The 25,136-nt window shown below is 67.6% G+C and carries 25 protein-coding genes; 17 read left to right on the top strand and 8 right to left on the bottom strand.

What is annotated here, in order from left to right; translation table 11 throughout:
- The first annotated feature begins 131 nt into the window (after positions 1-131).
- From KNN16_RS12230 to KNN16_RS12210, 5 genes are all read left to right on the top strand, one after another.
- A complete protein-coding gene (locus KNN16_RS12230) occupies positions 132-1,229 on the top strand; it encodes a hypothetical protein (protein WP_303897213.1) in 1,098 nt (365 codons plus the stop codon).
- A 34-nt stretch (positions 1,230-1,263) separates the two neighbouring features.
- Complete coding sequence (locus KNN16_RS12225) at positions 1,264-1,926, top strand: hypothetical protein (RefSeq protein ID WP_303897212.1); 663 nt, start codon at positions 1,264-1,266, stop codon at positions 1,924-1,926.
- 69 nt (positions 1,927-1,995) lie between these two features.
- Positions 1,996-3,405: a LamG domain-containing protein gene (locus tag KNN16_RS12220; RefSeq protein WP_303897210.1), complete on the top strand. Its 1,410-nt coding sequence runs from the start codon at positions 1,996-1,998 to the stop codon at positions 3,403-3,405.
- A gap of 950 nt (positions 3,406-4,355) precedes the next feature.
- On the top strand, positions 4,356-5,279 hold the full coding sequence (locus KNN16_RS12215) for an ABC transporter ATP-binding protein (protein ID WP_303897208.1): 924 nt from the start codon (positions 4,356-4,358) through the stop codon (positions 5,277-5,279).
- Positions 5,276-6,121: an ABC transporter permease subunit gene (locus tag KNN16_RS12210; RefSeq protein WP_303897207.1), complete on the top strand. Its 846-nt coding sequence runs from the start codon at positions 5,276-5,278 to the stop codon at positions 6,119-6,121. Before KNN16_RS12215 ends, KNN16_RS12210 begins: the two co-directional genes overlap by 4 nt.
- A 157-nt stretch (positions 6,122-6,278) precedes the next feature.
- On the opposite strand, the gene KNN16_RS12205 is transcribed toward KNN16_RS12210, so the two are convergent.
- Positions 6,279-6,575, bottom strand: coding sequence for a hypothetical protein (locus tag KNN16_RS12205; RefSeq protein WP_303897206.1), 297 nt, complete (start codon positions 6,573-6,575; stop codon positions 6,279-6,281).
- Between the two features lie 138 nt (positions 6,576-6,713).
- Positions 6,714-6,971, bottom strand: a complete 258-nt coding sequence (locus tag KNN16_RS12200) for an AbrB/MazE/SpoVT family DNA-binding domain-containing protein (RefSeq protein WP_303897204.1) — start codon at positions 6,969-6,971, stop codon at positions 6,714-6,716.
- Positions 6,972-7,216: 245 nt separating this feature from the next.
- On the opposite strand from KNN16_RS12200, the gene KNN16_RS12195 reads away from it, so the two are divergent.
- The 5 genes from KNN16_RS12195 to KNN16_RS12175 all read left to right on the top strand — a co-directional run bounded on the left by KNN16_RS12195 (position 7,217) and on the right by KNN16_RS12175 (position 12,948).
- On the top strand, positions 7,217-8,377 hold the full coding sequence (locus KNN16_RS12195; RefSeq protein ID WP_303897202.1) for a Druantia anti-phage system protein DruA: 1,161 nt from the start codon (positions 7,217-7,219) through the stop codon (positions 8,375-8,377).
- A 5-nt stretch (positions 8,378-8,382) separates the two neighbouring features.
- Complete coding sequence (locus KNN16_RS12190; RefSeq protein WP_303897200.1) at positions 8,383-9,534, top strand: DNA double-strand break repair nuclease NurA; 1,152 nt, start codon at positions 8,383-8,385, stop codon at positions 9,532-9,534.
- A 26-nt stretch (positions 9,535-9,560) separates the two neighbouring features.
- Complete coding sequence (locus KNN16_RS12185) at positions 9,561-11,384, top strand: ATP-binding protein (RefSeq protein ID WP_303897198.1); 1,824 nt, start codon at positions 9,561-9,563, stop codon at positions 11,382-11,384.
- Positions 11,385-11,456: 72 nt separating this feature from the next.
- Complete coding sequence (locus KNN16_RS12180) at positions 11,457-12,497, top strand: nuclease-related domain-containing protein (protein ID WP_303897196.1); 1,041 nt, start codon at positions 11,457-11,459, stop codon at positions 12,495-12,497.
- A 31-nt stretch (positions 12,498-12,528) separates the two neighbouring features.
- On the top strand, positions 12,529-12,948 hold the full coding sequence (locus KNN16_RS12175) for an EVE domain-containing protein (RefSeq protein WP_303897193.1): 420 nt from the start codon (positions 12,529-12,531) through the stop codon (positions 12,946-12,948).
- Positions 12,949-12,987: 39 nt separating this feature from the next.
- Here KNN16_RS12175 and KNN16_RS12170 read toward each other — a convergent pair whose 3' ends face one another.
- The 4 genes from KNN16_RS12170 to KNN16_RS12155 all read right to left on the bottom strand — a co-directional run bounded on the left by KNN16_RS12170 (position 12,988) and on the right by KNN16_RS12155 (position 16,724).
- Positions 12,988-14,211 carry an MFS transporter gene (locus KNN16_RS12170; RefSeq protein ID WP_303897191.1) on the bottom strand — a complete coding sequence of 408 codons (1,224 nt, stop codon included), beginning with the start codon at positions 14,209-14,211 and terminating at the stop codon, positions 12,988-12,990.
- Positions 14,212-14,460: 249 nt separating this feature from the next.
- Entirely contained in the window at positions 14,461-14,913 is a 453-nt protein-coding gene (locus tag KNN16_RS12165) for a hypothetical protein (RefSeq protein ID WP_303897189.1), read from the bottom strand.
- Positions 14,914-14,964: 51 nt separating this feature from the next.
- Complete coding sequence (locus KNN16_RS12160; RefSeq protein ID WP_299283641.1) at positions 14,965-15,993, bottom strand: DNA translocase FtsK; 1,029 nt, start codon at positions 15,991-15,993, stop codon at positions 14,965-14,967.
- Between the two features lie 89 nt (positions 15,994-16,082).
- Positions 16,083-16,724, bottom strand: a complete 642-nt coding sequence (locus tag KNN16_RS12155; protein ID WP_299283640.1) for a LexA family transcriptional regulator — start codon at positions 16,722-16,724, stop codon at positions 16,083-16,085.
- Positions 16,725-17,042: 318 nt separating this feature from the next.
- Between KNN16_RS12155 and rplI the strand changes: the two genes are divergently transcribed.
- From rplI to KNN16_RS12135, 4 genes are all read left to right on the top strand, one after another.
- On the top strand, positions 17,043-17,492 hold the full coding sequence (gene rplI / locus KNN16_RS12150; RefSeq protein WP_303897188.1) for a 50S ribosomal protein L9: 450 nt from the start codon (positions 17,043-17,045) through the stop codon (positions 17,490-17,492).
- Between the two features lies 1 nt (position 17,493).
- Positions 17,494-18,213 (top strand): helix-turn-helix domain-containing protein, encoded by a 720-nt coding sequence (locus tag KNN16_RS12145; protein ID WP_299283638.1) that lies wholly within the window; start codon positions 17,494-17,496, stop codon positions 18,211-18,213.
- Positions 18,214-18,228: 15 nt separating this feature from the next.
- Complete coding sequence (gene rimO, locus KNN16_RS12140) at positions 18,229-19,629, top strand: 30S ribosomal protein S12 methylthiotransferase RimO (protein WP_303897187.1); 1,401 nt, start codon at positions 18,229-18,231, stop codon at positions 19,627-19,629.
- A gap of 102 nt (positions 19,630-19,731) precedes the next feature.
- The gene (locus tag KNN16_RS12135) at positions 19,732-20,415 is read left to right on the top strand and encodes a pyrimidine 5'-nucleotidase (RefSeq protein ID WP_299283636.1); all 684 of its coding nucleotides are present in this window, start codon (positions 19,732-19,734) and stop codon (positions 20,413-20,415) included.
- 100 nt (positions 20,416-20,515) lie between these two features.
- On the opposite strand, the gene KNN16_RS12130 is transcribed toward KNN16_RS12135, so the two are convergent.
- The gene (locus KNN16_RS12130; protein WP_303897185.1) at positions 20,516-21,691 is read right to left on the bottom strand and encodes a hypothetical protein; all 1,176 of its coding nucleotides are present in this window, start codon (positions 21,689-21,691) and stop codon (positions 20,516-20,518) included.
- A gap of 68 nt (positions 21,692-21,759) precedes the next feature.
- On the bottom strand, positions 21,760-22,593 hold the full coding sequence (locus tag KNN16_RS12125; protein WP_303897184.1) for an SDR family oxidoreductase: 834 nt from the start codon (positions 22,591-22,593) through the stop codon (positions 21,760-21,762).
- Between the two features lie 148 nt (positions 22,594-22,741).
- On the opposite strand from KNN16_RS12125, the gene KNN16_RS12120 reads away from it, so the two are divergent.
- Genes KNN16_RS12120 through KNN16_RS12110 form a run of 3 tightly spaced genes read left to right on the top strand, consistent with a single transcriptional unit; the run spans position 22,742 to position 25,130 of the window.
- Positions 22,742-23,635, top strand: a complete 894-nt coding sequence (locus KNN16_RS12120; RefSeq protein ID WP_303897183.1) for an MBL fold metallo-hydrolase — start codon at positions 22,742-22,744, stop codon at positions 23,633-23,635.
- Positions 23,632-24,489, top strand: a complete 858-nt coding sequence (locus KNN16_RS12115; RefSeq protein WP_303897181.1) for an indole-3-glycerol-phosphate synthase — start codon at positions 23,632-23,634, stop codon at positions 24,487-24,489. Before KNN16_RS12120 ends, KNN16_RS12115 begins: the two co-directional genes overlap by 4 nt.
- Positions 24,486-25,130, top strand: a complete 645-nt coding sequence (locus KNN16_RS12110) for a DNA-3-methyladenine glycosylase (RefSeq protein WP_299283627.1) — start codon at positions 24,486-24,488, stop codon at positions 25,128-25,130. Before KNN16_RS12115 ends, KNN16_RS12110 begins: the two co-directional genes overlap by 4 nt.
- The last annotated feature ends 6 nt before the right edge of the window (positions 25,131-25,136 follow it).

Below are 25,136 nucleotides of genomic sequence, written 5' to 3'. Positions count from 1 at the left end.
TGTCCTGGTGGCCGTCTTCCAGATCAGGTGGGGTCGGGAACGAACCCAAGCGTTCCTTCAGTCGTGGGAGTGATCCCTGTCACCGGGTTAGGAGGATTTTTGTCTAAAGTCCAGCTGAAAGGAGGGGTCCGATGTCCATCGCGCGTGCGCTTCGTTTCGGAGTGTGGCTGGTGTTTCTGGGGGTCCTCGGCGCGTGCAAGGCTCCGCCGATCACGCCTCCCGGGCTCACCCTTGTGCCCCTCACGGCCACCTGGACGCCGTCGCCGTCTCCGACGGCCGTGCCCACCTCGACCCCGTCGCCGACGGCGACGATGACGCCGACGCCCTCCCCGATGGCCACGGCCACCTGGACGCCGACGCCATCTCCCACCGCGACGAAGACCCCCACGCCCTCCCCAACGGCCACGGCCAGCGGCGCCTTTGATATGGCCGTTCAGAAGACGGCCCAGTGCAATCCGTCCACCGGCACCTGCACCTTCAGCATCACTGTGGTGAACAACGGCCCCGGCTCATACACAGGGGGTGTGCCCGTCTGGGATAGCATCAGCCCAACGGTCCCTTTCACGCTTACAGGATTCGGGGGCAGCGGCAACCCTATCTGCTATACCAGCGGGTCGATCGTGAACTGCTCTCCCCATTACCCGGTCACTATGCCGCCCGGGGGGATCGCCTATCTAACCGTAGTGATGCAGATCGGGGCGGTGGGGACGTTCCAGAACTGCGTGGGCCTACTGCTGCAGGATCTCAATCCTGCCAACAACCAGGCTTGCATTCCCTTTACGGTGATGCCGGCATCCCCTCCGACCGCCACGCCGACGCCCACGCCCTCCCCAGCGGCCGGCGGCGCCTTTGATCTGGCCGTTCAGAAGACGGTCCAGTGCCCCAGCCCCCACTACCTCTGCAAATTCACGCTGGTCATCCGCAATAACGGTCCCGGGACCTATAGCGGTCCCCTCACCGTCACCGACCAGCCCAACCCGTCCTGGTCCACGCTTCTTGCCTCCGGGGGCTACGCCGGAGGCCCGCTCTGCTCCCAGATCAGCAGCACGGCGAGCGTATTGACCTGCTCCGCGCCCTCGGTCACCCTGAGCCCCGGCGGGGTTTACACCTTCACCTTCGACGTCTACTTCGGCCCCGGCGGATACAGCCAGACCTTCCAGAACTGCGCCAGCCTGCCTGGGGACAGCAACCCGGCCAACGATCAGGCCTGCATCCCGGTCACGCCGTAACCCGGAGTGGAACATCCGCTTCAGGAGGTGCCCGATGGGACGTTTTCGGATCGGAGGGTGGATTCTGATCCTCGGGGCTCTGGCGGCGTGTCTGCCGTCGCCCCTGACCCCCGGGACGCCGTCGCCGTCTCCGACGGCCGTGCCCACCTCGACCCCGTCGCCGACGGCGACGATGACGCCGACGCCGTCCCCAACGGCCACGGCCACGTCCACCCCGACTCCCGCGCCGACCGCGACGAAAACCCCCACGCCGCCGGCCCCGATGTCCTCTCCCTCGGGATCGTCGGGGGGTGAGGCGCCGCCGCTGCCGACGATCCCCGGGTGCGATCTTGCCGCCAACTTCGGCCTTCTGGAGGCGCCCACGCCGGGGAAATATGTGGTGACCTTTGGGATCCAGAGCGTGGGGGGGACGGACTGCCCGGCCCCGACCACGCTCAGCCTGAGCGTGCCGAGCGGCGCCATGTCGTTCACGGCCGCCTCTCCGGCCTACGAATACAACGGCAGCGCCGGCTGGAGCTGCAGCGGGACGACCTGTGTGGCGGCCGGCAACATACCGGCCAGCCCGCCGGGCTTTTATGCGGCCGGTTTCCAGACGGTGGCGACCCTCTCCTCGGGGTCGGCGCAGCTGTGCGCCACCGTCTCGAACAGCGCGGATGGGAACGCGGCGAACGACACGTTTTGCCAGACGCTGCCGTGAGGTTCGAGGGCGGCGGCCGTTTGGCGCGGATGAGGAGATAAGCCCGAGAATCCTGAAAGGAGGGGCCCGATGTCTATCGCGCGTGCGCTTCGTTTCGGAGTGTGGCTGGTGTTTCTGGGGGTCCTCGGCGCGTGCAAGGCTCCGCCGATCCCGCCCCCCGGGCTCACCCTTGTGCCGGTCGCTACTCCCACTCCCAAGCCGACCATCCCGGCGACGGCGGTGGCGGTCGGCAACCCCACCCCGCCGCTGGACGGCCAGTCCACGGCCACCCCATCCCCTACGCCGACGCCGCCGTGCGTCCCGCCTCCTCCGGGCCTGGTGGCCTGGTGGCCGATGGATGGAAATCCCCTCGATCTCTGGGCCTCCCATAATCCATCGGCGACCAGCGCGATCACCTTCGTTCCGGGTATGGTCGGTCTAGGCGTGACGTTTGGCACGGGTGGCTACATTGAGATCCCACACTCACCGGCGCTGGCCAATCAGCAGTTCACCATCGACGCGTGGGTCAAGCCGAACGGCGCGCCCCTGGGGCCGGCATCGAACAACGACTTCTGGGGTGCCGTCATCGTGCAGAAAGGATTGCCGCCGTCGACCGGATACACGAACGTCCCGATCTCGCTTGCGTGGAGCGCGCAACAACAGAAGTTCGTCTTTACGTTCGGCGTCATGACCACAGAGCGGATCGTTTCAAGCTCAACTTTCCCGGCAGGGACGTTCTACCACGTAGCGGCGACCTATGACAGCAGCACCTTCAAGCTCTACGTCAACGGCGCGCTTGAAGCGCAGATGGCGCTGGTCAAGACCATCCTATACAGTCCCGCCATTCCCTGGACCATCGGATCGACGGCGGCTCCGATTCGTGCCGTCGGCTATCCGCGCACGTTCAACGGCGTCATCGACGAGGTGGAGATCTTCAACCGGGCGCTCACGCAGGGTGAGATCCAGTCCATCTATAACGCCGGTCCAGCGGGCAAATGCAAGCTGATCCCCACACCGACGCCCACTGTGACGAAGACGCCCACGCGCACCCCGATGGCCACGGCCACTCAAACCCCGACCCCTTCGCTGACGCCCTCCCCGACGGCCACCTCGACGCCGGCCGGGATGTGCGACCTCGTCGTCGATAAGCTCATGCAGCCGACGAGCAACCCGGCGGTCTTCACGGTCGTCGTGACGGTCAGCAACGCCGGATCGGGGCCGTGCCCCGTCGGCACCCAGATCTCCGACACCGCCAACCCTTCCGGCTCCATGAGCTTCAGCGGACCCCTGGTCTTCAACCCGTCGGCGGCGGCGGCCGATTGGTCCTGCAGCGGCGCCTCGTGCGCCGCCGTCAACCCGCTGCCGCCGGGATACTTCATCCAGATCCAGTTCACGGCGACCGTGAACCAGAAGCCGGCGACCAATTGCGCCGGCGGGGTGGTGCCGCAGAACGCGGACGGGAACCTGAAGAACAATCGGCAGTGCGTGACGGTGCCGTAAGCCGCTCCGAGGAGCGGTCGGTTTTCCCGGAGCGCTCCGGAGGGGGAGGCCGTTGCCGGCCTCCCCCTCCGTTTTCCTGGGAGATGTGGCAGTGAGGGAGCTCGCGCCTGGGCGAGCATGGGGATGGCGGGCGGCTCCTCCCCTCCAGTGATCGGAGATCCGGACGCCGGTCAGCAGCCTGCAGTGGCCCTCGTGAACCGATGACCCAACAAGGGGAGAGAAAGATCGATGCGGGCGGCGCGGCTTCCCCCACGATCCCCGGCCGCCTCGAAGACGGAGGGTTCAGGGCCGGAGCCCTTCCGGTTGTAAGCCGAAATTCATTTCGGCATCCTTATGTTTGTTGGTAGGAGCGGCTTTAGCCGCGACCCTTTGCGTCATCGAGAACCAGGGGTTCGGAGTTTATCGGAGCGGGTTTCACTGCGACCCCTGCGTCATCGAAGGCGGAGGTTCGGGGCGAAAGCCCCTCCTACAAAAACCGTCTTTTTGTAGGAGCGGCTTTAGCCGCGACCCTTGCGCCATCGAGAACCGGGATCTCGGGGTTGCCGAAGCAATCTTCACCGCAACCCTTGCACCATCGAAGGCGGAGGTTCGGGACGGAAGATCGCGGCTCTTCCTCTCGGAGGATCGGAGATGGGGTGGAAGGCAACTGCGGGCAGTTGCCCTGCTTGAACCCCATGGCGCAACGAGAGGGGGGGTGGTCTCTGTCCCTCTCCGATCATTCAAGGACATGAGCCTGGCAGGCTTTCCTCGAAGCTTCCAGAAGACTACACTAAGAAAGGGCTCAACCCGCGGCGGCGGCGCGGAGAGGTGCTGCGCGCCGCCCGGTCCGTTGTCCGCGGGCCCGGAGGGTGGGCGCCTGGGCGGAGGATGATGGCCTGGCTCTGTGAGGAGGCTCGGGCGGGATGGTCGCGGCGGCAGAGGATCGAACTCTCCGCGAAGGAGCGTGAAAGATGCGCGAAGCCCTCGCCATCGAGATCCGCGATCTGGTGAAATCCTACGGTCGGGTGCGGGCGCTGCGCGGGGTGAACCTGGAGGTGCGCCGGGGGGAGATCTTCGCCTTCCTCGGCCCCAACGGCGCCGGCAAGACCACCACCATCCGCTGCATGCTGGATTTCATCCGCCCCGACGCGGGGCTCCTCCGGGTGCTGGGGATCGACCCGCAGCGCGACCCGGTGGCGGTGCGGCGGCGGGTGGGATATCTCCCGGGCGAGCTGCACTTCGATGAGAACATGACCGTGGAGGGCGCCCTCCGCCTCTTCGCCGCCATGCGGGGGAACACCGTGGACTGGGCCTACGTCCGAGCGCTGGCGGAGCGGCTGGATCTGGACCTGCGTCCCCGCATCCGCAACCTGTCCAAGGGCAACAAGCATAAGGTAGGGGTGATCCAGGCCCTGATGCACCGGCCCGAGCTGCTGATCCTGGACGAGCCCACCCTGGGGCTGGATCCCCTGATGCAGCGGGAGGTTCTGCGGCTGATGCGGGAGGCTCGGGACGCGGGGGCCACGGTGTTCTTCGCCTCCCACATCATGAGCGAGGTGGAGCAGGTGGCCGACCGCGTGGGGATCATCCGGCAGGGCGTGGTGGTGGAGGTGGCCGGGACGGAGGATCTGATCCGCCGCGCCGTGCGTCGGGTGCGCATCCGGTTCGAGGGGCCGGTGGATCCCCGGCCGCTGACGGCTCTGCCCGGCGTGCAGCTCCTCCGCCGGGAGGACGGGGAGGAGCTCCTGCTGCAGGTGGAAGGGCGGATGGATCCCCTGATCAAGGCCCTGGCGGCCTTCCCGGTCCGGGATCTGGAGACCGAGCGCCCGAGCCTGGAGGAGATCTTCCTGGCGTATTATGAGCCGTCCCCTGCGTCTTCGGAGGCCTATCCATGAAAGCGGTCTTTCGTTACACGCTGTCCGGATTCCGCTGGGCGATGGTGGGCTGGGGGCTGGGGCTGGGGTTGCTGGGGGGCTATCTCATCCCCTTCTATGACACGATCTTCGAGCAGCGGGCCCAGTGGGAGGAGCTGCTGCGCGCCTATCCCCGGGAGCTGCTCGTCTTCTTCGGGGAGATCCAGGACATCGCGGATCCGGCGACGTATCTGCACGCGGAGTTCTTCTCCTGGCTGCCGCTCATCCTGGGGTTTTTCGCCATCCTCGCCGGCAGCGCCCTGATCGCCGGGCTGGAGGAGGGAGGACAGCTGGATCTGCTCCTCGGGCAGCCGGTGAGCCGGTGGGCGTTCTTCGCCGCCCGCGTCCTGGCCTTCCTGGTGGCCACTGTGGGGATCCTGGGGCTCTCGTATTTGGGCCTGATCCTCGCGCGGCCGCTCTCCCGGCATCTGGGTCTGGGGCCATGGGAGATGCTCACGCCTTTCCTCTCGATGTTCGCGCTGCTGTGGCTGTTCGGGAGCTTGTCCTTGTGGCTCAGCCTGGCGCTGCCCTCCCGGCGGGTCGCGGCGGCGGTAGCGGGGACGTTGCTTGTTGCGGGGTTCTTCCTGACCGCGCTGGCCCGGCTGGATGAGCGGCTGGAGCCCGTGGCCCGCCTTTCGCCTTTCACATACTATCAGGGGGGAGAGGCTGTCCGTTCCCTGCGGGTGGACTGGCTCGTGGGGCTGCTGATCGCCTCGCTGGTCTTCCTCCTGCTGGCGGGGTGGTGGTTCCAGCGCAAGGACCTGCGGGTGAGCGGCGAAGGCACCTGGGCGCTCCCCCTCCCGCGTTCCCGGGCCTTGGCGTGAGGTGAAAGGAGCTGCTGCGGTTTCATTTGGAAATCATCCTTGGGGAAGCTGCCCTGCCGACTGGAACGATCGCTTCCGCCGCTACCGCCCCTGGGGTTCGGCGGGACTGCAGCGGGAGTGAAGAATTCCGCATCTCTCGACTTCCTCGAACCAGCGCTCATCCGGCCTGCTGGATAAGAAGCTGACGAAGCCATCCCAGCAGGTCGCCGGGAGTGCCCACCCGTAAAGGAAGCGCATCGGGCGGGAGGGTCAGGAAGTGGCGCGCATCGTGAGTCACCAGCCAGTCTGCCCTGGCCTCCAACGCCTCTGCCAGGATCCCCGCGTCAGGTGGATCAGAGATCCACTGGAGGGCCTGCTCCGGGGCTTTCGGGCTGGCCTCTGGGGTCATCTCCACGTGGGCTGCGTTTAGCAGGAGGGCCAGGTCGGAGAGAGAACCGGGAGCTTTGCGGCGCACGACCTCTTCGCATTCCCGCAAGACCTGGGGCCTACCATCAGGCGCAGGTAACCGATTTCGCCCAGGCGCAGGGCCATCCGCGCGCCTCCCTGGGGTGAGAGGACGGCGGCGAAAATCACGCTGGTATCCAGGAAGACCTTAGCGAACGGCGGATTCACTCCGGATCTCGCGCAGGGTGTTCAACATAGTCTCCAGGTCGATGCCCTGGGCGCGCCACTGCGCGGCCAGCTGGTCCGCCAGGCGGTCTGTCTCCAGAATCTGGGGGACCAGGACCAGTGCGCCATCCAGGTCCAGGAGGGTCAGGATGCTGCCCTCCCGGATCTTCAGGCTGCGGCGCACCGGTGCGGGCAGGGTGATGACGCCCCGCTTGGTCACCCGTACCGGATAGCTCCTCATCGCCCACCCCTCCGCTGATGGGATTCCTGCATCGCAGGGTATCTGAAAATCCGTCCGTGTCAATGTCGGTGCATCGAGTGGTCCGAACGGAAAGACCAGCGGGTGAGCGGCGAAGCACCTGGGCGCTCCCCCTCCCGCGTTCCCGGGCCGTCCGGACAGCCCGGGATCGGCGGACGCATGCATCTTTGTGATATCATTGGGTTTGAGGGATCTGATCGGCAGGGGCGGAACCGGCGGAGCGGGCGATGAGCGTTTCGCGAGCGCGCTTGCGGGCCCGGGTGCTGGAGCATCTCCGGTCCCTGGGGTTTGAGGTGGATGCCGGGAGTCGGGGCCTCCTCACGCTGCGGGCGCCGGAAGGGAAAGATGCCCTGCGCCGGCTGCATGCGGAAGCGCGCCGCTTCATCCTCCGCGGGCATCAGGAATGGATCCGCTGGGCCTGGCCGAGGCTCTCCCCCTACTTCGCCCGGGGAGAGCAGATCATCCCCGAACGGATCCGGCCGGTTCTGGTGGAAGTGGTCGAACCGTGGCAGGCGGATCTCTTCCGCCTGGCCCGCCTCACCTGGTCTCTTCCCTATTCCAAAGGCTATGGCAGAAGATTGCGCTTCCTGATCCTGGATGCGGGAAACCGTGCGCCGTCCGGACATCCTTTCCTCATCGGCATCCTGGCGCTCCAGTCTCCTCCCCTTTCCTTCCCTCCCCGCGATCGGCGTTTCCGGTATCCGCCCGGGCGCAAGGTGGAGCTGGTCAATCAGACCATGGACATCCAGACCCTGGGGGCGGTGCCGCCGTATAGCGATCTCCTGGGCGGAAAGCTGGTCGCCCTGGCTGCGGCCTCGAACGAGGTGCGCCGGGCCTATCAGAGGAAATACGGCGGCCGTCGGACGGAGATCGAGGGACGGATCCTGCCTGCGCATCTGGTGGCGCTGACGACGACCAGCGCCTTCGGACGGTCCAGCCTGTATAACCGCCTTCAATATCGCGGCGAGCCGATCGCGATTTCCCTGGGTTACACCGAAGGCTACGGGACCTTTCATCTGGAGGTCCTGTATCCGCTCTTTCGAGAGTTTCTGGAGGCTCAGGGGGTTTCCACGAAAGGCGGCTATGGGGTGGGGCCGCGGATCAAGTGGCAGACCTGCGTGCGGGCGCTGGAGCGGCTGGGGCTTCCCCGCTCTCTCCTTCGGCATGCGCTCCGTCGGGAGGCCTTTCTTTTCCCGCTGATCCACAACCTGGAGGACTACATGGAGGGGCGGGCGGCGGAGCCCCTGTATCGAGATCTCCCCTTTGAGGATCTGGCCGCTTACTGGCGGGAGCGCTGGCTGTTGCCCCGGGCGGGTCGGGTGAACGGATGGCATGCGTGGGAGCCGGAGCGCCTGCTGGATCTCCTGATCGTGGACGAAGGAGGATAAAGACGATGATCCCGGAGGCGGAGCGGCCTTTCGCAGAGCTCCCGGCGGGCCTGGTGGAGGAGCTCCTCGAGCAATCCGGCACGCTCAGCCATCGCGTAGGGGAAGAGCTCCGGGCCCTCCGGGCTGCACGCCAGGAGCGCCGGCAGGCGCTCAGGGAAAGCGGTCTCCTGCAACGAGAGGGCGACCTGCCGGCGGTTCCCGTCCCTACCACCTGCGGGGTGGATGGAGCATACGCGGTGGAGCGGCTCATCGCCACGGACCTGGTCGCAGCGGTGGCGGTGGCGGTGGAAGGCCTGACACCTCCCTCAGAGACACGGCACTGGCCGGAGCCCCGGCATCGGGCCTACATGCAGACGGAACGACATGAGGAGGAAACCGGCACGCTGGCCCGCGCGGTGATGATCGGCATGGAGCTGGAGCTGGCCGTTCAGGCCCCTCACGATGTGGTCTTCCTGGATGGCTCCCTCACCACTCCCCTGATCTACTTCAACCAGGCAATGAATCGGGCCCGGGAGGCGCCGGATCTTCGCTTGACCGAGTTCCTGGTGAAGCATATGGAGGGTTACCTGCTTGCCTATCGGGATGTCCTGAAGGCGCAGCGAACCGATCGGGCATGGATCGGCGTGCCCAAATACTCGGTGCGGCGGGAGATCGGGAGGCAGCTCGGATGGCCGGAGCGCCTGGATGACCGGGCGCTGCTGACCGGATTGCTGGAGCCTGGGGAGTTTACCGCCCCACGTCCCTTAGAGCCTCCCCGGCAACCCTGGCATCTTCAGCTGGAGCTGCTGCCCGGTCGCATCCGGCCGGGTGCCGAGAAGCTGCGGGATGAAATCCTCAGCCTGCTCAACGAGATTCAAGTCGCTTATTACCGTCCCCGCGCCTGGCTGCCGGCGGTCCGGCTGGAGATGAGCCGCTCCATTGCAGGGAACATGGCCCGGCTGGCCTCCGTCATCCAGGCCCTTCGCGCTCAGTGTAGCGCCCCCGGGATGCTGGAGCCCTACCCCCTTTATCTGGCCGATCGGATGGTGAAGCATCTGAGTCGAGCGATCCCTGCCCTGCGCCAGGTGATGAGCCAGCAGCTGGCCGAAACCTGGGCCGGCGATGTGGATGACATCTTCCTGAATCTGCACGGATACCGCACGGAGGGCGGTCGATAAAGCTCTCCGGGAAAGGAGGCCGCACGATGGCGAACCATTCCCTGGATCAGCAGATCGATCAGGCGGAGCGCATCGGCGTGGTGGGCTCACCGTCGTCTACCTCCGAGCTGGCGCTGGACATCCTGGCCAGCGCGGTGAACCGCAAACTGGTGGGCGAATTCGCCCTCTTTCGATTCCAGCAGGATGGCAAAAGCCACTATGCGCTCGGACAGATCACCGAGATAAGGCTGCGGAACGTCTGGCATGAGGACCCCACCATGCGAAGCCTGATCCGACAGCGCGGCCGGGTGGATGCGGTGAGCGAGCGACAGGACACCCATCAGGGAGAGATGGTGGTCAGCGCGGTCTTCTGTCGTGATGGGAACACCTACCGCCCCAGCATCCTGGGCACCGTCCCCGCTACCGGCACACCCGTCTATCGGGTGGACGATCCGATTCTGGAGGCCTTGCTGGCTCCCTATCAGCGTCAGCTGTTCTACCTGGGGCGGGTCTACGGCTCCACACCGAAGCTCCCCCTTTGGTTTAAGCACTTCGACAGCGGCCCGGACGGTGCGGGCGAGGCTTATCATCTGGGGATCTTCGGGAAGACGGGCTCCGGCAAGTCGGTGCTGGCCAAGATGATCCTCCTGGCCTATGCCCGCTATCCCCAAATGGCCTTGCTGGTCCTGGACCCTCAGGGTGAGTTCGCCAAGGACCTGCGGGGGGAGCCCACCGGAGAATTCAGGCTTCCTATGAAGCAAATCCTGAATCGGCTGGGCAAACCCTTTCAGGTGGTTGGTGTTCGGGATCTGGTGCTGGATCGCTGGGAGCTTTTCGCACGCATCCTGTATGAGAGCCCCTTCTTTGAACAGCTCAGCATCCCAACGGGCGAAAACCGGGAGCGCGCGTGCAAGACCCTGGCCGACCGGCTGGAGCGTCAACGTGTTCGCTTAGCTGACCTGTATACGCGCGAGGCTTTCCAAGCGGCCTGGACGCTTCTGGGAAAAGAGTCGGTTCAGAATGTGATCTACCCGTCACGCGACGCACGAGAGCGATTTCGATCCATGCATCAGAGCGCGGATGCCAACGAGTTCTACACGCGTTACTGGCTCCCGGTGGCAAGTTTGTTCCGTGAGGACCGACGGGGGGCCCAAAAGGTGGACGCCTTGCTGTATCCGCTTTTCAAGCGAGAAGGCGGGAGTCGGCCTCTGGTGGTCATTGACCTGTCGGAGGAGCGTGCCAAAACAGAAGGCCCGGATCCCTCCTCCCTGCCCCTGTTCCGAAGCGCGAACGCGCCCGCTGAATCGTCTGCGATCTTCTGGACGGAGACCGTTCAGGCTCTGGTCATCAAGCGGATCCTCGAGGGGATCCTGCGGGCGGCGGAGTCGGCTTATCGGGAGAGCCGCAGCCTGAACACCCTGGTCCTGATGGACGAAGCCCACCGGCTGGCGCCGCGCGAAGACCCCGATGATTCGGAGAAGAAGGCGGTTCGTGACCTGCTGATCGACGCGGTCCGCACGACCCGCAAATACGGTGTAGGGTGGATGTTCATCAGCCAGACGCTATCCAGCCTGCATCGGGGGATCGTGGATCAGCTGCGTATCTTCTTCTTTGGTTTCGGGCTCGGGATGGGTCAGGAGTTCCGCGCCCTCTCGGAGCTGGTCGGGGGACGGAGCCGGGCGCTGGATCTCTATCAGCTGTTCCGGGATCCCCACTCCGCCTTCGATGCCGCCTCCCGGGAGTATTCGTTTATGACCACAGGCCCTGTCTCCCCTCTCTCCTTCGCCGGAACCCCCCTCTTCTTCAACGCCTTCAACCGCGTCGAAGAGTTCCTGGAGGCCAACGGATGGGCGGACATCCACCCATCGTGACGGGCTCACAGTGTCCTGACGGATTAGGAGGTGGAAGGCTCTCGCTGTGATCCCGCAAGGAGGAGGCAGAGGATGAGCACGGGAGAAGTGCTGGTGATGGTTTTCGGCCTTCTACGAGGTCTTTTGATGCTTGCCGGAACATTATTCGTGCTCGGGGCGCTGGCGATGACGCTCGCCGGCCGTATGGCCGGTATGGATCCCAGGGATCGGCGTTGGGGAAGGGTTCGGGGCATGCTGATCCAGGGGCTGGCGCTCGGATCCCTCGGGCTCCTGGGGGGGATCCTGGGGGCTTCGGTTCCGGATCTGCTCGGCCTTCCCATAGGGGCTTTGATTCTGCTGTGGATCCTCATCCTGGGGATCAGCCTCCTCGCTTTTGGGCTGATCCCCAGGAACCCGGGGGCTGGAGAGGCGGGCGCATCGACCCGGGCGATGGCGATGCGGCGAAAGCGGATCCTGATGGCGGTCACCCTGGGTGGCGGCCTGCTCCTGATCGCTGCGGCCCTCCTCCTCGGCGAGAGCCGCGCGCTGGGCATCGGAGGGGCCGGATTGCTCGCCCTGGCCTTGATGATCCGCCTGGGATCTGACCTCCTGGATCGGATCGCGCGGCGAGGCGAGCGCGCCGTCCGTCGGGCCGAGAGAGGGGCCTATGCGGAGGAGCAGGTAGGCCGCATCCTGGAAGAACTGGGCGATGGCTTCTTCGTCATCCATGACCTCGAAAGCCCTTACGGGAACATCGATCACCTGGTGATCACCCGTGAAGGCCGTATGTTCCTCCTGGAAACCAAGTCCCATCCCGGACGGATCACAGCCGATGGGGATCGCCTGTTGCGAAATGGACGCCCGATCGAGAAGGATCCCATTCAGCAGATTCTGCGGAACATCCTGTGGCTCAAAGGGCGGCTCCGAGAGCTGATCGGGCGCGAGCCATGGATCGAGGGGGTGGTGGTCTTCTCCCGCGCTTTCGTGCTCGCGGATCTGGTCGTCCGCGGCGTCCGGGTGCAGAACATTCGTTACCTGAGGCAAACCTTGCAGAGGCCCGGTCGGGGAGATCCCGCCCTCTGGGAGGCACGAGAGCGTATCCGGCAGGCATTGAAGGGAAAGCCTAAGGATTGAGGAAAAAACCTTCAAAAGCCAGGAGGGGGCCATGTCCAAAGCTCAACAGTTTCACATCATACACGGCAGTGAAGAGCATCTTGGTCCGCTTGCTATGCTCGCCGCAGGGATTCCTGCAGAGAAGGTTCCCGGTGGAAACTGGTGGACTATTGACGCACAGGCTCGTCCCGGAGATCGTGTGGTCTTTTATATCAGGCGTCCTGTTTCTTGCCTTGTCGCGATCGGAACGGTGATCAGCCCTCCCAGGCTTCAGGACGATCCCTTCGAAGGATGGTATGGCCGATACATCGCCGATATCGCCGATGTTCAGCTGCTCTCGCGTCCGATCCCTGTGCAGGAGATCCGTCAGCGATTCCCGAATTGGGCTTACTGGCGCCAGCCTCGGGCCCACATCTGTGTGCCTCCGCAGTTCGCCATGGAGTTCTGGAAATACGTTCTCTCTCATCTGTAAAGCGTGCGCGCGAGGGTGGAGGCGCCGGGAGAAGAGGGCTCACTCAGGAGACGGGCGCGCCCCTCCCGGGGCCCAAGCCGGTGGGGATCGGCGCGCGAGCCAGAGGAATCCCAGCGCGGCCAGGAGGGCCATCCCGGCCCCGCCCCACCAGATGGCCATGGGCCCGACCTGATCGTGCAACAGCCCTCCGATCACCGGCCCCACCCCGAATCCCAGCCCCCACGTGAGCCCATACACGCTCATATACCGGCCCCGCGCGGCCGGAGGGGCCAGGTTCGCCGTCAGGGTGGTGGCCGTGGGGATCATCAGCATCTCCCCGATGGTGAGCAGGACCATGCTGAACAGAAAGGCCGGGAAGCTCCGCCCCAGGGCCACGCTCCCCACCCCCAGGGCGTAAAACAGAGCGCCCACGGCCAGCACCGACAGCGCAGGGAAACGGCCCGCCAGCCGGGTGATCCCGTATTGCAATCCCACCACCATGGCCGCGTTGGTGGTCATGATGAACCCATACAGCCGCTCCGGCACCCCGTAGTTCTCCTTCACGTAGACCGGCAGCAGCACCATCATCAGCGCATAGGCCATCCCGGCCAGGGTGTAAAGCCCGCAGAAGGCCAGGAACAGCCGATCCCGCAGGACGATCTCATACCCTTCCCCTCGGCGGAGCGGACGAGGACCTTCGGGGGTGGACGGGCGGGTCTCCCGCACCCGCAGGAGCACCAGCGCCGCGAAAAGGATCTGGGCAAGGCCACCCAGGATGAAGGCCAGGGTGTAAGAGGCGGAGACGATGAAGCCCCCGATGGCCGGGCCGACGGCCACCCCCAGATTGGCGATCATGCGCAACAGGGCGTAGGCGGAGGCCCGTTGAGAGGGCTCGATCAAGTCGGCGACCATGGCATCGCCTCCCACCCGATAAACCGGGCCGAACCCTCCCATGAGGGCCATCAGCGCCGCCCACGCCGCCAGGGAGGCGGCCGGGATCATCCCCAGCATGGCCAGGCCGGAGCCCAGCAGGCCGATGACCATCGCCCCCTTCCGGCCGAAACGATCCACCACCAGACCCGCGATGGCGGTGGTCACCAGACCCGTTACTGCGTTCAGGGTGAGCAGCATGGTGATCTGCGTCAATGGGGTGGCCAGACGCTGCCGGAGATACAGCGTCAGGAAAGGCCAGACCATGCTCCCGCCCGTCGCGCTGATCCATGTCCCCCAGAACAGCAGCCAGAACGCTGGGGGGTAACGCGCTCCGCCCAGGAATCGGGTCACGGGTGAGGCTCCTACAAGGCGATGATCCTTGTCACTCGCAAGACGAGGTGGGAGGAAAGAGCAGAAGATCGCGTCGGAGGAGACATCCTCCAGCGACCGTTGCCCGGGACCTGCGCCGGAGTATGCCCCACCGCCTCTTGGCCTGACGCGACGCCTCTCTCCATTTGCGCCTCGCGCGCCTGAGCGTAGCACATCTTCCAGGAGAACTGAAGCGCTGGGGAGGCCCTTCCGGTGGCCTCCCCAGCGGCTTCACTCCTCCCCATCCTCCCCGATCACCGTGAAGGTCCGGGGCGCCGGAGGGGGCAGAAGGGGCCATCCCCCGCGGTGGGGCTCCGGCGCGGGCGGCCCGGGCATCCAGGCGATCCAGGAGATCCAGGGGATCGTTGGGAAGGGAAGCCCGAAGGGCCCCCGGCCTGGGGGGGCCATCCCCCAGCCGTTCGCCGGGGCGGCCCAGGGCGCTCCGCTGGTGATCCCGGGCGCGGGATCGCGTTCCACCCAGGGTGCCGTCACCGGTTCCCCGACCCAGACGGCCGGCCGGGGCCGTGCGGAGAGCAGCAGAACGGCCACCGGGATCCCCAGGGCGAGCCCGGTGATCACCGCCAGCCCCCACCCGCCGAGATGAAGCCCCACCCAGATCGCCCCCGTGATCCCGAAGGCGACCGCGCAGAGCATCCCGAACAATCCCAGCCACGCCGTCCGCATCTGTGACCTCCTGTTCGAGATCGCGAACCGCAAGCCGCATGCGAGCGTTGTTCATCCCCTCTCATTCGCCGTTCTCTGCCGGAGCACGGCGCGGAGCTCCTCGGGCGCCAGATACGCCGCCTGGAAACGGGTGACCGTTCCGCCCACCACCGCCAGGAAATCCCCCTTCCCCTGCAGACGCTCCGCACCGGTCCCGCCGATCCCCGCCGCCACCCGCGCGTCCTCCGCCGAGACCACCCGTCCGACCAGGCGGGCGGGGAAGTTGGCGGTCAGCTGCCCGCCCAGCAACGCCGCCGACGGCTTCTGGGTGCAGGCCAGGAGATGAATCCCCGCCTCCCGGCCCCGCTGGGCCAGCCGGGCCAGCAGCGCGCCCACCTCCCGTCCTCCCTGCTGCACCAGATCCCCCAGCTCATCGATGACGATCAGCAGGCGAGGGGTCGAGATCCCCTCCTGCGCGCGACGCTCCATCCGCCGGACCGCCTCCTCCAGGCATGCGGCCGCCTCCGAGGGATCCCCCGGGACGAAGGCCTGCACGTGGGGGAGCTCGCGGAAGGCCGCGAAGGCCGTCCCCTTGGGATCCAGGAGCATCAAGGCGAGCTGAGCGGGCCGATGGGTCAACACCAGGCTGGCCAGCATCGTCCGGGCCAGCGACGTCTTGCCCGACCCCGTGGTCCCGGCGATCAGGATGTGGGCGACCTGCGGGCTGGTCAGGCGGATCAGCAGCGGCGCGCCGTCCGCGGCCAGCCCGAGGAGGGCGGTGTAGAGCGGGTAGCGGGCCAGCGTCCGGCGGACCTGTTCCATCAGCGGGAGGAAGCGCACCGTCTGGGGATCGGGCCGGGGGATCTCCAGCTGCACCACCGGCCCCTCCCGCTGGATCCGCACGCTGGGCACCCCGAGGGCCAGAGCCAGCTCCTCCGCCAGCCCCTTCAGGCGCGACCAGCGGACGCCGGGGGCGGGGACGATCTGAAAAAAGATGGTCGTCGGCGTGAGCCGGCCGCCCGTCACCCGCCCGGGCGATCGATGCTGCCAGAGCACCTGCTCCACCAGATCCGCCTGGGCCTCCAGCCACCGCCGCTTCATCCGGACGCCTCCTCTCCGCCTGCGAGGAAGGGAGCGCGGCGCCGCCTTAAGGTGCTCCACGAATCATTCGTGTGGCACCTTTTATCCAGTTAGGCCGCCGTGATGCTCCCCAGATCCCGCACCGGCCCGAACCGGAAAGCCACGCGGCCCTCCAGGGTCCACGTCTGCCAGTCCATCCGCACGGGCGCCAGCTCCGGATGGGCGGGCCGCAGCCACCACGTCCGGGTCTCCGGATCCTGAACCAGCTGCTTCAGGGTCATCTGGTTGCGGCCCTTCACCCGCGCCACCACCAGATCCCCGGAACGGACTTCCTCCGGGGAGACCGGCTCGACCAGGACGATGTCGAAAGGACGGATCCCGAGGCCGATCATGGAGTCCCCCCGCACCCAGAGGGCGAACCGACAGCGCGGAGGGACCCATGCGGTGGGGAGCCATAGATCCCCGAGCTCCTGCGGCACCACCTCATCCACCTGATCCGGATGGGAGGCGGGGACCACGCCTTTCAGGGGGATCGAGATGCGGGAGGCGGAGCGATCGGTCGGGCGCCACGTGCGATGCTTGCCGGGCTCCTGCTGGACCCGGCCTTCCTGGGCCAGGGCCCGCAGGTGATAGAGGACATGGGAGCGGGAGGAGAGCCCCACGTGGCGCCGGATCTCCTCCAGGGTGGGGCCGTAACCGTGGGTCTCCCAGTAAGCCTCCAGGAACGTGAGCAGCCGATCCCGAAGGGCCATCGCCGCCTCCGATTAGAACAAATGTTCTAATCCCAGCATAAAGGGTTTCCCGCGTTTTGTCAAGGGGGGCGGCCGCCCTGACGAAGCCCTGCGACGCGAATTCGGGTGCCACACGGATGATTCGTGGAGCGCCTTCGATCTCTGGATCTCCGCCAGCCAGAGGGGAAGATGCGGATCCAGGCTGCGGAGCGAACCTTCAGCGCCGAAGGCCGGTTGTCCGGCCATCGCTTCCCTGCTAAGATACCCTTCTCGGAAGCGGGCCCCTGAGCAGCGCGCCCGGGAGGCCCGTGGGTGGATCTCTGTCAGGAGGATCCGGGGATGAAAGTGGTCCTGCTGCGGGATGTGCCGCACCTGGGGCGGTCCGGCGAAGTGAAGGAGGTGGCGGACGGCTACGCGCGCAACTATCTCATCCCGAAGGGCCTGGCCGTCCCGGCCACCGAAGGGCTGATCCGCCATGCCGCGGAAACCCGTCAGGCGATGGAACAGCGGCGGATCCGCCAGCTGAGCTCCGCTCGGGAGACGGCCGCCCGTCTCCAGGGGGCGACGGTCACGATCCGGGCCCGGGCCGGCCAGGGGGATCGGCTCTACGGCTCCGTCACCTCGCAGCAGATCGCGGAGGCCATCGCCCAGCAGCTGGGCGTGGAGGTGGACCGCCGCCGGATCGAGCTGGATCAGCCGATCCGCACCCTGGGGACGCACCCGGTGACGGTGCGGCTGGGGCCTGAGATCACCGCGCAGGTGCAGGTGGTGGTGGAACGGGAGGGATAAGGTGGGCATCGGGGATCGCTTGCGCGCCGCCCGGGAGGCCCGGGGGTTTTCTCTGGAGGAGGCCGCGGCGCAAACCCGCATCAAGCGGGCCTATCTGGAGGCCCTGGAGCGCGAGGCCTTCTCCCTCCTGCCCAGCCCGGCCCACGCCCGCGGGTTCCTGCGCCGCTACGCCCGCTGGCTGGGGCTGGACGCGGAGGCCCTCCTCGCGGAATGGGACGGCGTCCCGGGGGCCCTCCCGCCGGCTCGGCCGTCTGCGATGCCCTCGATGTTCGAGCTCGCCCCGATCCCCGCCCGCCCGGCGGTCCCCTGGCGTCGCCTGGCCGCCCTGGGGATCGCGCTCCTGATCCTCGCCGGGCTCTTCGGGGTCGTTCGAACCCGCTGGCTGCCTCGCCCCGGCGCCCTCCCGCCCTCGCCGACCGGCATCGCCCCGGGCGCCGTGGCGCGCCCAACCGGCACGCCGCTGCCGGCAGCCGGCGCGCCCCTTCTCCGGCTGGAGGTGACCGCCGCCGAGCACGTCTGGGTCCGGATCCTCGCCGACGGGCAGGTGGTCTATCAGGGCCTGCTGCGGCCCGGGGAGACCCGAACCTGGGAGGCCCGCTCCACCATCGGCTTAGAGACCGGAAACGCCGCTGCCCTTCAGGTGAGCCTGAACGGCCGGCCGGAGGCTCCCCTGGGCGGGCGCGGGGAGATCGTCCGCAAAACCTGGTCCCGCTCGCCGTAACGTGGGGGGAGAGGAATGTCTCGTCGCGCCGGGAGGCGTTATCATCTGATCACCCTGGGCTGCGCCAAGAACGCCGTTGACTCGGCCAGCATGGCCCAGCTCCTGGAGGGGGCCGGCTATGAGGCGACCGAGCGCCCCGGCCGGGCCGATGTCCTCATCGTGAACACCTGCGGCTTCATCGAGGCGGCCCGCCAGGAATCCCTGCGGGTGTTGCGGGAGCTCGCGGCCCGGAAGAAGAAGGGCCAGCTGCTCATCGCCGCCGGATGCTTGGCCCAGCGGTGGGGGGCCCGTCTGGTGGAGGAGGTGCCGGGGATCGACGGCGTGATCGGCACCCGTCGCTGGATGGACATCCTGGAGTTCATCGAGGCCCTGCGCGGGCGCTCCGCCCCGGAGCCCCTTTTCCACATCCCGGACGAAGGGCCGATCCGCCGGGAGGAGCGGGGGGTGCTGCGGGCCGCGGTGCAGGGGGCGAGCGCCTACCTGAAGATCGCGGACGGGTGCCGCCGCCCCTGCGCGTTCTGCGCCATTCCCCTGATCAAAGGCCCCGCGGTCAGCCGGCCGCCGGAGGCCATCTGGGCGGAGGCCCGCCGGCTGGTGGACCAGGGGGTGCGGGAGCTCATCCTCATCGCCCAGGACACCACAGATTACGGCCATGATTTGGGCATGCGGGATGGGCTGCCCACCCTGATCGAAGGGCTGGTGCAGCGTGTCCCCGAGGTGAAGTGGATCCGCATCATGTATGCTTACCCGGGCGCGGTCTCCGATCGCCTGATCGAGGTGATGGCCCGCTACCCTCAGGTCGCCCACTATCTGGACATCCCCCTGCAGCATGGCCATCCCGCTGTGCTGCGCCGGATGCGGCGCCCGGCGAACATCGAGTGGGTGTATCGCACCGTCGAGAAGCTCCGCCGCGCCATGCCGGACATCGCCCTCCGCACTACCTTCATCGTCGGCTATCCCGGCGAGACGGAGGAGGAGTTCGAGGCGCTGCTCCGTTTCGTCCGGGATCTGGAGTTCGACCGCATGGGCTGCTTCACTTACTCCTATGAGCCGGAGACCCCCTCCGCCCGCCAGCCGGGCCATCTGCCCGAGGAGGTCAAACAGGAGCGTTACGAGCGCCTGATGGCCGCCCAGCAGCCGATCTCCCTGCGCAAGAACCAGGCGCTGGTGGGGAAGACCCTGGAGGTGCTGATCGAAGGCGTGGGGGACGGCCTGAGCGTGGGGCGAACGTATCGGGACGCGCCGGAGATCGACGGGCTGGTGCTGGTGGAGGGGGAGTGGCCCGTCGGGCAGTTCCTCCCCGTCCGCATCACCGGGGCTATGACCTATGACCTGATCGGGGTCGTCGTCAACTCCATCTCCTCCCCAGACGGCTCTTCCCGGCCCCCGAGGGCCACGCGGGAGCCGTCCCGGTAAACGCGCCCCGCGGCCGCTCAGGTGCGAAGTTTTTGCCGCCGTGTCCTTCCCGCATTAAACTGAACATCCCTTCAAGGGGGAAGCTGGGCGGAGGGAAGGGCGATGGGCGGCCCCCGGTTGCGGTATTTGATCCTGGATCTGGACGATACCCTCTACCCCCGGCGCTCCGGGCTGATGGATCTCATCAGCGAGCGGATCGGTCGTTATATGGTGGAGCGCCTGGGCTTTCCCCCGGAGCAGGCGGAGGCCTTGCGGCAGCGTTACTACGCCCAATACGGCACCACCCTGCGCGGGCTGATGGAGGAATACCACATCGACCCTGAGGATTATCTGGCGTATGTGCACGATGTCCCGCTGGAGGATTACCTCCAGCCCGACCCGGCTCTGGACGCCATGCTGGCGCGCATCCCGCTGACCAAGGTGATCTTCACCAACGCCAGCGAGGAGCACGCCCGCCGGGTGCTCGAACGCCTGAGGGTCGCCCATCATTTCCCGATCATCCTGGATGTGCGCCGCCTGGACTACTGCAACAAGCCTGACCCGGAGGCCTATCGGCGGATCCTGCAACACCTGCGGGCCCAAGGCCCCGAGTGCGTCTTCGTGGACGACTCCCCCCGCAACCTCCGGCCGGCGCGGGCGCTGGGGATGATCACCATCCTGGTGGATGGGGACGCGACGGATGGGGTGGACTTCCACGTCCCCAACATCCTGGGGATTGAGCCGGTGATCCTCCGCCTGGTGCAGGAGCGGAACGGGGATCGGGAGGAGCGCCCGCGGCTCCGCTGAGGGCATCCCCCGCGTGGGTCGAAATTCATTTCGACCCGAACCCTAAAGCCCGTGAACGGCGGATTCCGATCCCCGCCTGCCCGATCGGGAGATCCTCTCCTTATCCCAGGGGTTTGCCCTCCGAGAGGGACCAGAGGGCGGGGGGGACGAGCATCCCCTGCCGCCCGATGAGCAGCCCGACCCGCGCCCGCTGTGCCGCCTCCAGGGCCCGATGATCCAGGGCCCGTCCGAACACCACCGGCAGCACCGGATCCCCCACCCCCTGGGCCTGCAGGCGCTCGCGGGCTTCCGGGTGCCGCAGGATCCGCTCCACGAACTCGGTAATGGAGCGGGCCCACACCTTCGCTTTGGCCGAGACTAACAACCAGGCCTCCCGGCCGTCGGGCAGGCGGGCCCGGGCCAGGCCATCGACCTCGCCGAGGCCGTCCAGGGTGATGGAGACCACGGGGGTCAGCAGGGTGCCGCCCTGCTGGGCGATCCATTCCTGGAGGGCCTGGACCATATGTTCTTCGGTGATGGGGCCGATGATCTGGCCGAAGTGGTCCAGGGTGCGCTGGAACTGTTCCTGGCGCAGAAGGACCTGCTGGAGGATCTCCTCCGTGCGGCGCTGGGCTTCGGCCAAGGCGCGGACCTCGGCGCTGAGCTCGGCGAAGCGGCGGTCGGTTTCGGCGCGGTGGGCGACGAATTCCTCGTAATGCCGGCGCTGGGCTTCGGCCAGTTCAGCGAAACGGCGGTCGGTTTCAGCGCGATGGGCGGCCAGGGATTCCTCGGTGCGGCGCTGGGCTTCGGCGAGTTCGGCGAAGCGGCGGTCGGTTTCAGCGCGGTATTCAAGGAACTCCTGGCGGTGGGCGGCGAAAGATTCGCTCAGGCGGCGGACGGCTTCGGCCAGTTCGGCGAAGCGGCGGTCGGTTTCGGCGCGGTGGGTGACGAATTCCTCGTAGTGCCGGCGCTGGGCTTCGGCCAGTTCGGCGAAACGGCGGTCGGTTTCAGCGCGGTGGATGGCGAAGGATTCACTCAGGTTGCGGATTGCCTCGGCCAGCTCGGCGAAACGGCGATCGGTTTCGGCCCGATGGGCGATGAACTCCTTGTAGTGCTGCCGCTGGGCGCGGTAGAGGGCCAGGATGAGGCGGGCGGCCCGCTGAAAGCTCCGCTCCATCCGCTCGGGCATCCGCCGCACCTCCTCCGAGGCCAGCAGGGCCCACAGGGGCTCCCGCCACTCGGGATGCGCCCGCAACAGCTCCGCCAGATCCCGCAGATCCTCCACCGTCCACGCCATTCGAAGCCTCCTCCCCTGCCATTTTAGTGAGAGGGAAGGTGAGCGAGCAAGGTTTCATGGTTTCTGCGCTAAGCCGCGGAACGGCTCCCTGAGCGGCGGGCTTCCTCCAGGTGACGGAGCCAGGCGCGGCCCTGGCGCGCCGCCCCCCAGTCCACCAGCCGGGGCAGCGCCCGGTTGATCCAGATGGCTGGGATGTAGCGCGCGGGGATGACGATCTCCGGAACCGGCCGGCGCAGGGCGCGGGCGATGGCCCGGGCGATGACCTCCGGGGCCAGCCCCCCCGGCACCTCCCCCGGATCCACCTCCAGCCCGCTGGCCGCCCGTCCGAACTCCGTGCGGACCGGGCCGGGGCTGATGACCGTGACGTGGATGCCGTGGGGCTCCAGCTCCCGCCGCAGACCCTCGCTGAAGCCCACCACAGCGAACTTGGTGGCGGAGTAGACGGTCAGCGGCGGCGTCGAGATGTAGCCCGCCACGGAGGCGATGTTGAGGATGTGCCCGCGCCCCAGCCGCCGCATACCGGGCACCACCCGCTGGGTGAGGTGGATCATGGCCAGGATGTTCACCTCGAACATCCGTCGGACGACCTCCCACGGGGTGTCCTCCACCGTGGCATAGTAGCCGAAGCCGGCGTTGTTGATCAGCACCTCCACTGGCCCCCAGCGGGCTTCCACCTGATCCACCAGGGCCTCGCGGGCGGAGGGATCGCTCAGGTCCGCCGGGATGGCCAGGGCAGCGCCGCCCTCCCTCTCGATCTCCCGGGCCAGGGCCTCCAGGCGGTCCTGGCGCCGGGCGGTGAGGACGACGCGCATCCCCTGGCGGGCCAGCAGGCGGGCCGTGGCCGCCCCGATCCCGCTGCTCGCGCCGGTGATCAGCACCACCCGTCCCTCTCCCCCTTCCATAGGCCTCCCCTCCTTACGGAGATCTGCGCTTTATTATTTGAGCCGGATCCCGGGAAGGCAACAGATGGTCCGCATCGGTTTGACGGCCTCCTGCCTCCCCTTTAAAATGCCCCCCGTGGGGATCCTGCGATGGGGGCGTGGCTTCGCGATGCAACGCGATCGGATCACCGATGACATCTACGTCTTCACCAGCGACTTCTACGCCCAGGTCAACGCGGGGGTGGTGCTGGCCTCCGAGGGGGTGGCGGTGATCGATACCCTCCCCTTCCCGGAGGAGACGCGGGAGATCGTCCGGCTGGTGAAGGCGCTGGCGGAGGGGCGCCCGGTTTACCTGATCCTCACCCATTACCACACGGACCACACGTTGGGCGCCTGTCTCTTCCCACAGGCGGTGGTGATCGCCCACGCCCTCTGCCGGCAGCGCCTGGAAACCCATGGGGAACAGGCGCTCCAGCAGGCCCGGGCCCAGGATCCGAGCTTCGCCGCCCTCACCCTGCGCCTCCCCGATGTCGTGGTGGAGGAAGGGGATCTCCTGCTGCGGCTGGGCAACAAAACCCTCCACCTGTTCCACGCCCCCGGGCACTCCCCGGATGGGCTGGCGGTCTACGTCCGGGAGGACCGCATCCTCTTCACCGGGGATGTGATGATGCCCATCCCCTACATTGTGGATGGGGATGTGGATCAGACCATCGCCACCCTCCAGCGGATCCGGGATCTGCCGGTGGAGACCATCGTCCCCGGCCACGGCGATCCCATCCTGCGGGGGGAGGCGCCGGACGTGATCCAGGGGCACATCAACTACCTGACCGCCATCGTCCGGGAGGTCCGACGACACATCCAGCAGAAGAAGCCGCGGGAGGCGTTGCGGGAGATCGATGTGGAGAGCTGCGGGATCCCCCGCATCGCGCTGAACGGCCTGGCGCCGCAGCTCCATCAGCGGAATCTGCTCGCCCTCTACCAGCGCCTCAGCGGGGAGACCTCCCCGTCCCGCAAGGGGCGCGTCGCGAAGACCACCGCCCGATCCTCGTCGAAGAGCGCATGAGCGTCTGGGAACGGGCCCGACGGCGGGGCCGCTTCCTCGAGCTGATCCTGGAGGACAAGCGGGCGGAGCTGGCCCGGCGCCGTCGGGTGCTGGACGAAGGGGTGTTGCGCCTGCAAGCCCGGATGTGGCCCGCCCCCATCTCCCTTCGCGCCGTCTTCCCGGATCGGCCTGCGAGCCCCCGTCCGGTGGCCGCCCTGATGCGAGCCGCGCCCTTCGAAGGGCTCCTGCGCCCCGGGTATGACCCGGTAGGGCTGGCCCTCACCCTGGCCGCCGGCGGCGTCGCCGCCCTGGTGGTGATGACGGACGCTCGCTACTACCAGGGCCGTCTGGAGCATCTGGCGGCGGTCAAACAGGCGTTGCTGCGCCGGCGGCTTGACCTCCCCGTGATCCGCCACGATTTCTTCCTGGATCCCTTCCAGGTCCTGGAGGCGCGGGCCTTCGGGGCGGACGCCATCTGGATCAGCCTGACGATGCTGAGCCCCTCCGGCCTGCAGGCCCTCCTGGAGGCCGCTTCCGAGTGCGGCCTGTCGGTCCTGGCCGAGGTCCGCACGGAGGAGGAGGTGGAAAGGGCCCGGGCGGCGGGCGTGGAGGCCCTCATTGTCCAGCGGCGGGACTGGCGCACTTTCACGGTGGACCCGGCGCTGCCGGCCCGGCTGCGCCCCGTCCTCCCGGAGTCGGCGCTCGTCCTGCTCGCCGGGGGGATCCGTTCGCCTCAAGAGGTCGCGGAGGCCGCGGCCCTGGGGTTCCACGGGGTGATCCTGGAGGAGCCGCTCCTGCGGGCCTCCGATCCCGTGGCCTGGCTCGCCGGGTTGGGGTTCCGGCCCGAGGCGTCCCGGAGGAGGGAAGCGGGGTGAAGGATCGCCGATGGGAGATCCGGGAGAGCGCCGCGCCGGCGCCGGAGACGATGCAGCGCCTGCCCCGATCGTTCTTCGCGCGGCCCACCCTGGAGGTAGCGCGGGACTTGCTGGGCCGGCGGCTGGTGCGCATGGTGGGGAAGCGGCGGATCTCCGGGCGCATTGTGGAAGTGGAGGCCTACATCGGGGAGGACGATCAGGCCTCCCACGCCGCCGTCGGCCGGACCCCCCGGAACGCCGTGATGTATGGTCCGCCCGGTTACGCCTACGTGTATTTCATCTACGGTCAGCACTACTGCCTCAACGTGGTCACCGAGCGGGAGGGGTTCCCGGCCGCCATTCTGATCCGGGCTCTGGAGCCGGAGGAAGGGCTGGACTGGATCGCCCGTCGACGGCGGGGGATCCCCATGCGGGACTGGCTGCGGGGGCCGGGGCGCGTGTGCGCCGGGCTGGGCATCGACCGACGGTTCAACGGCCACGATCTATGCGCCCCCGACGCCCGGCTGTGGCTCGAAGCCGGCGAGCCGGTCCCGGAGGAACAGGTGGCCACCAGCCCCCGCATCCGGGTGCGGGGGGATGTTTTGGCCCGCACCCGGCCCTGGCGCTTCTACATCCGGGATCATCCCTGCGTGTCCGGGTGATCGTCC

Source organism: Thermoflexus hugenholtzii (genome assembly GCF_018771565.1).
Classification (GTDB): domain Bacteria; phylum Chloroflexota; class Anaerolineae; order Thermoflexales; family Thermoflexaceae; genus Thermoflexus; species Thermoflexus hugenholtzii_A.
The sequence above is the reverse complement of the archived record's forward strand: the minus strand, read 5'-3'. Positions and strand labels throughout refer to the sequence as shown.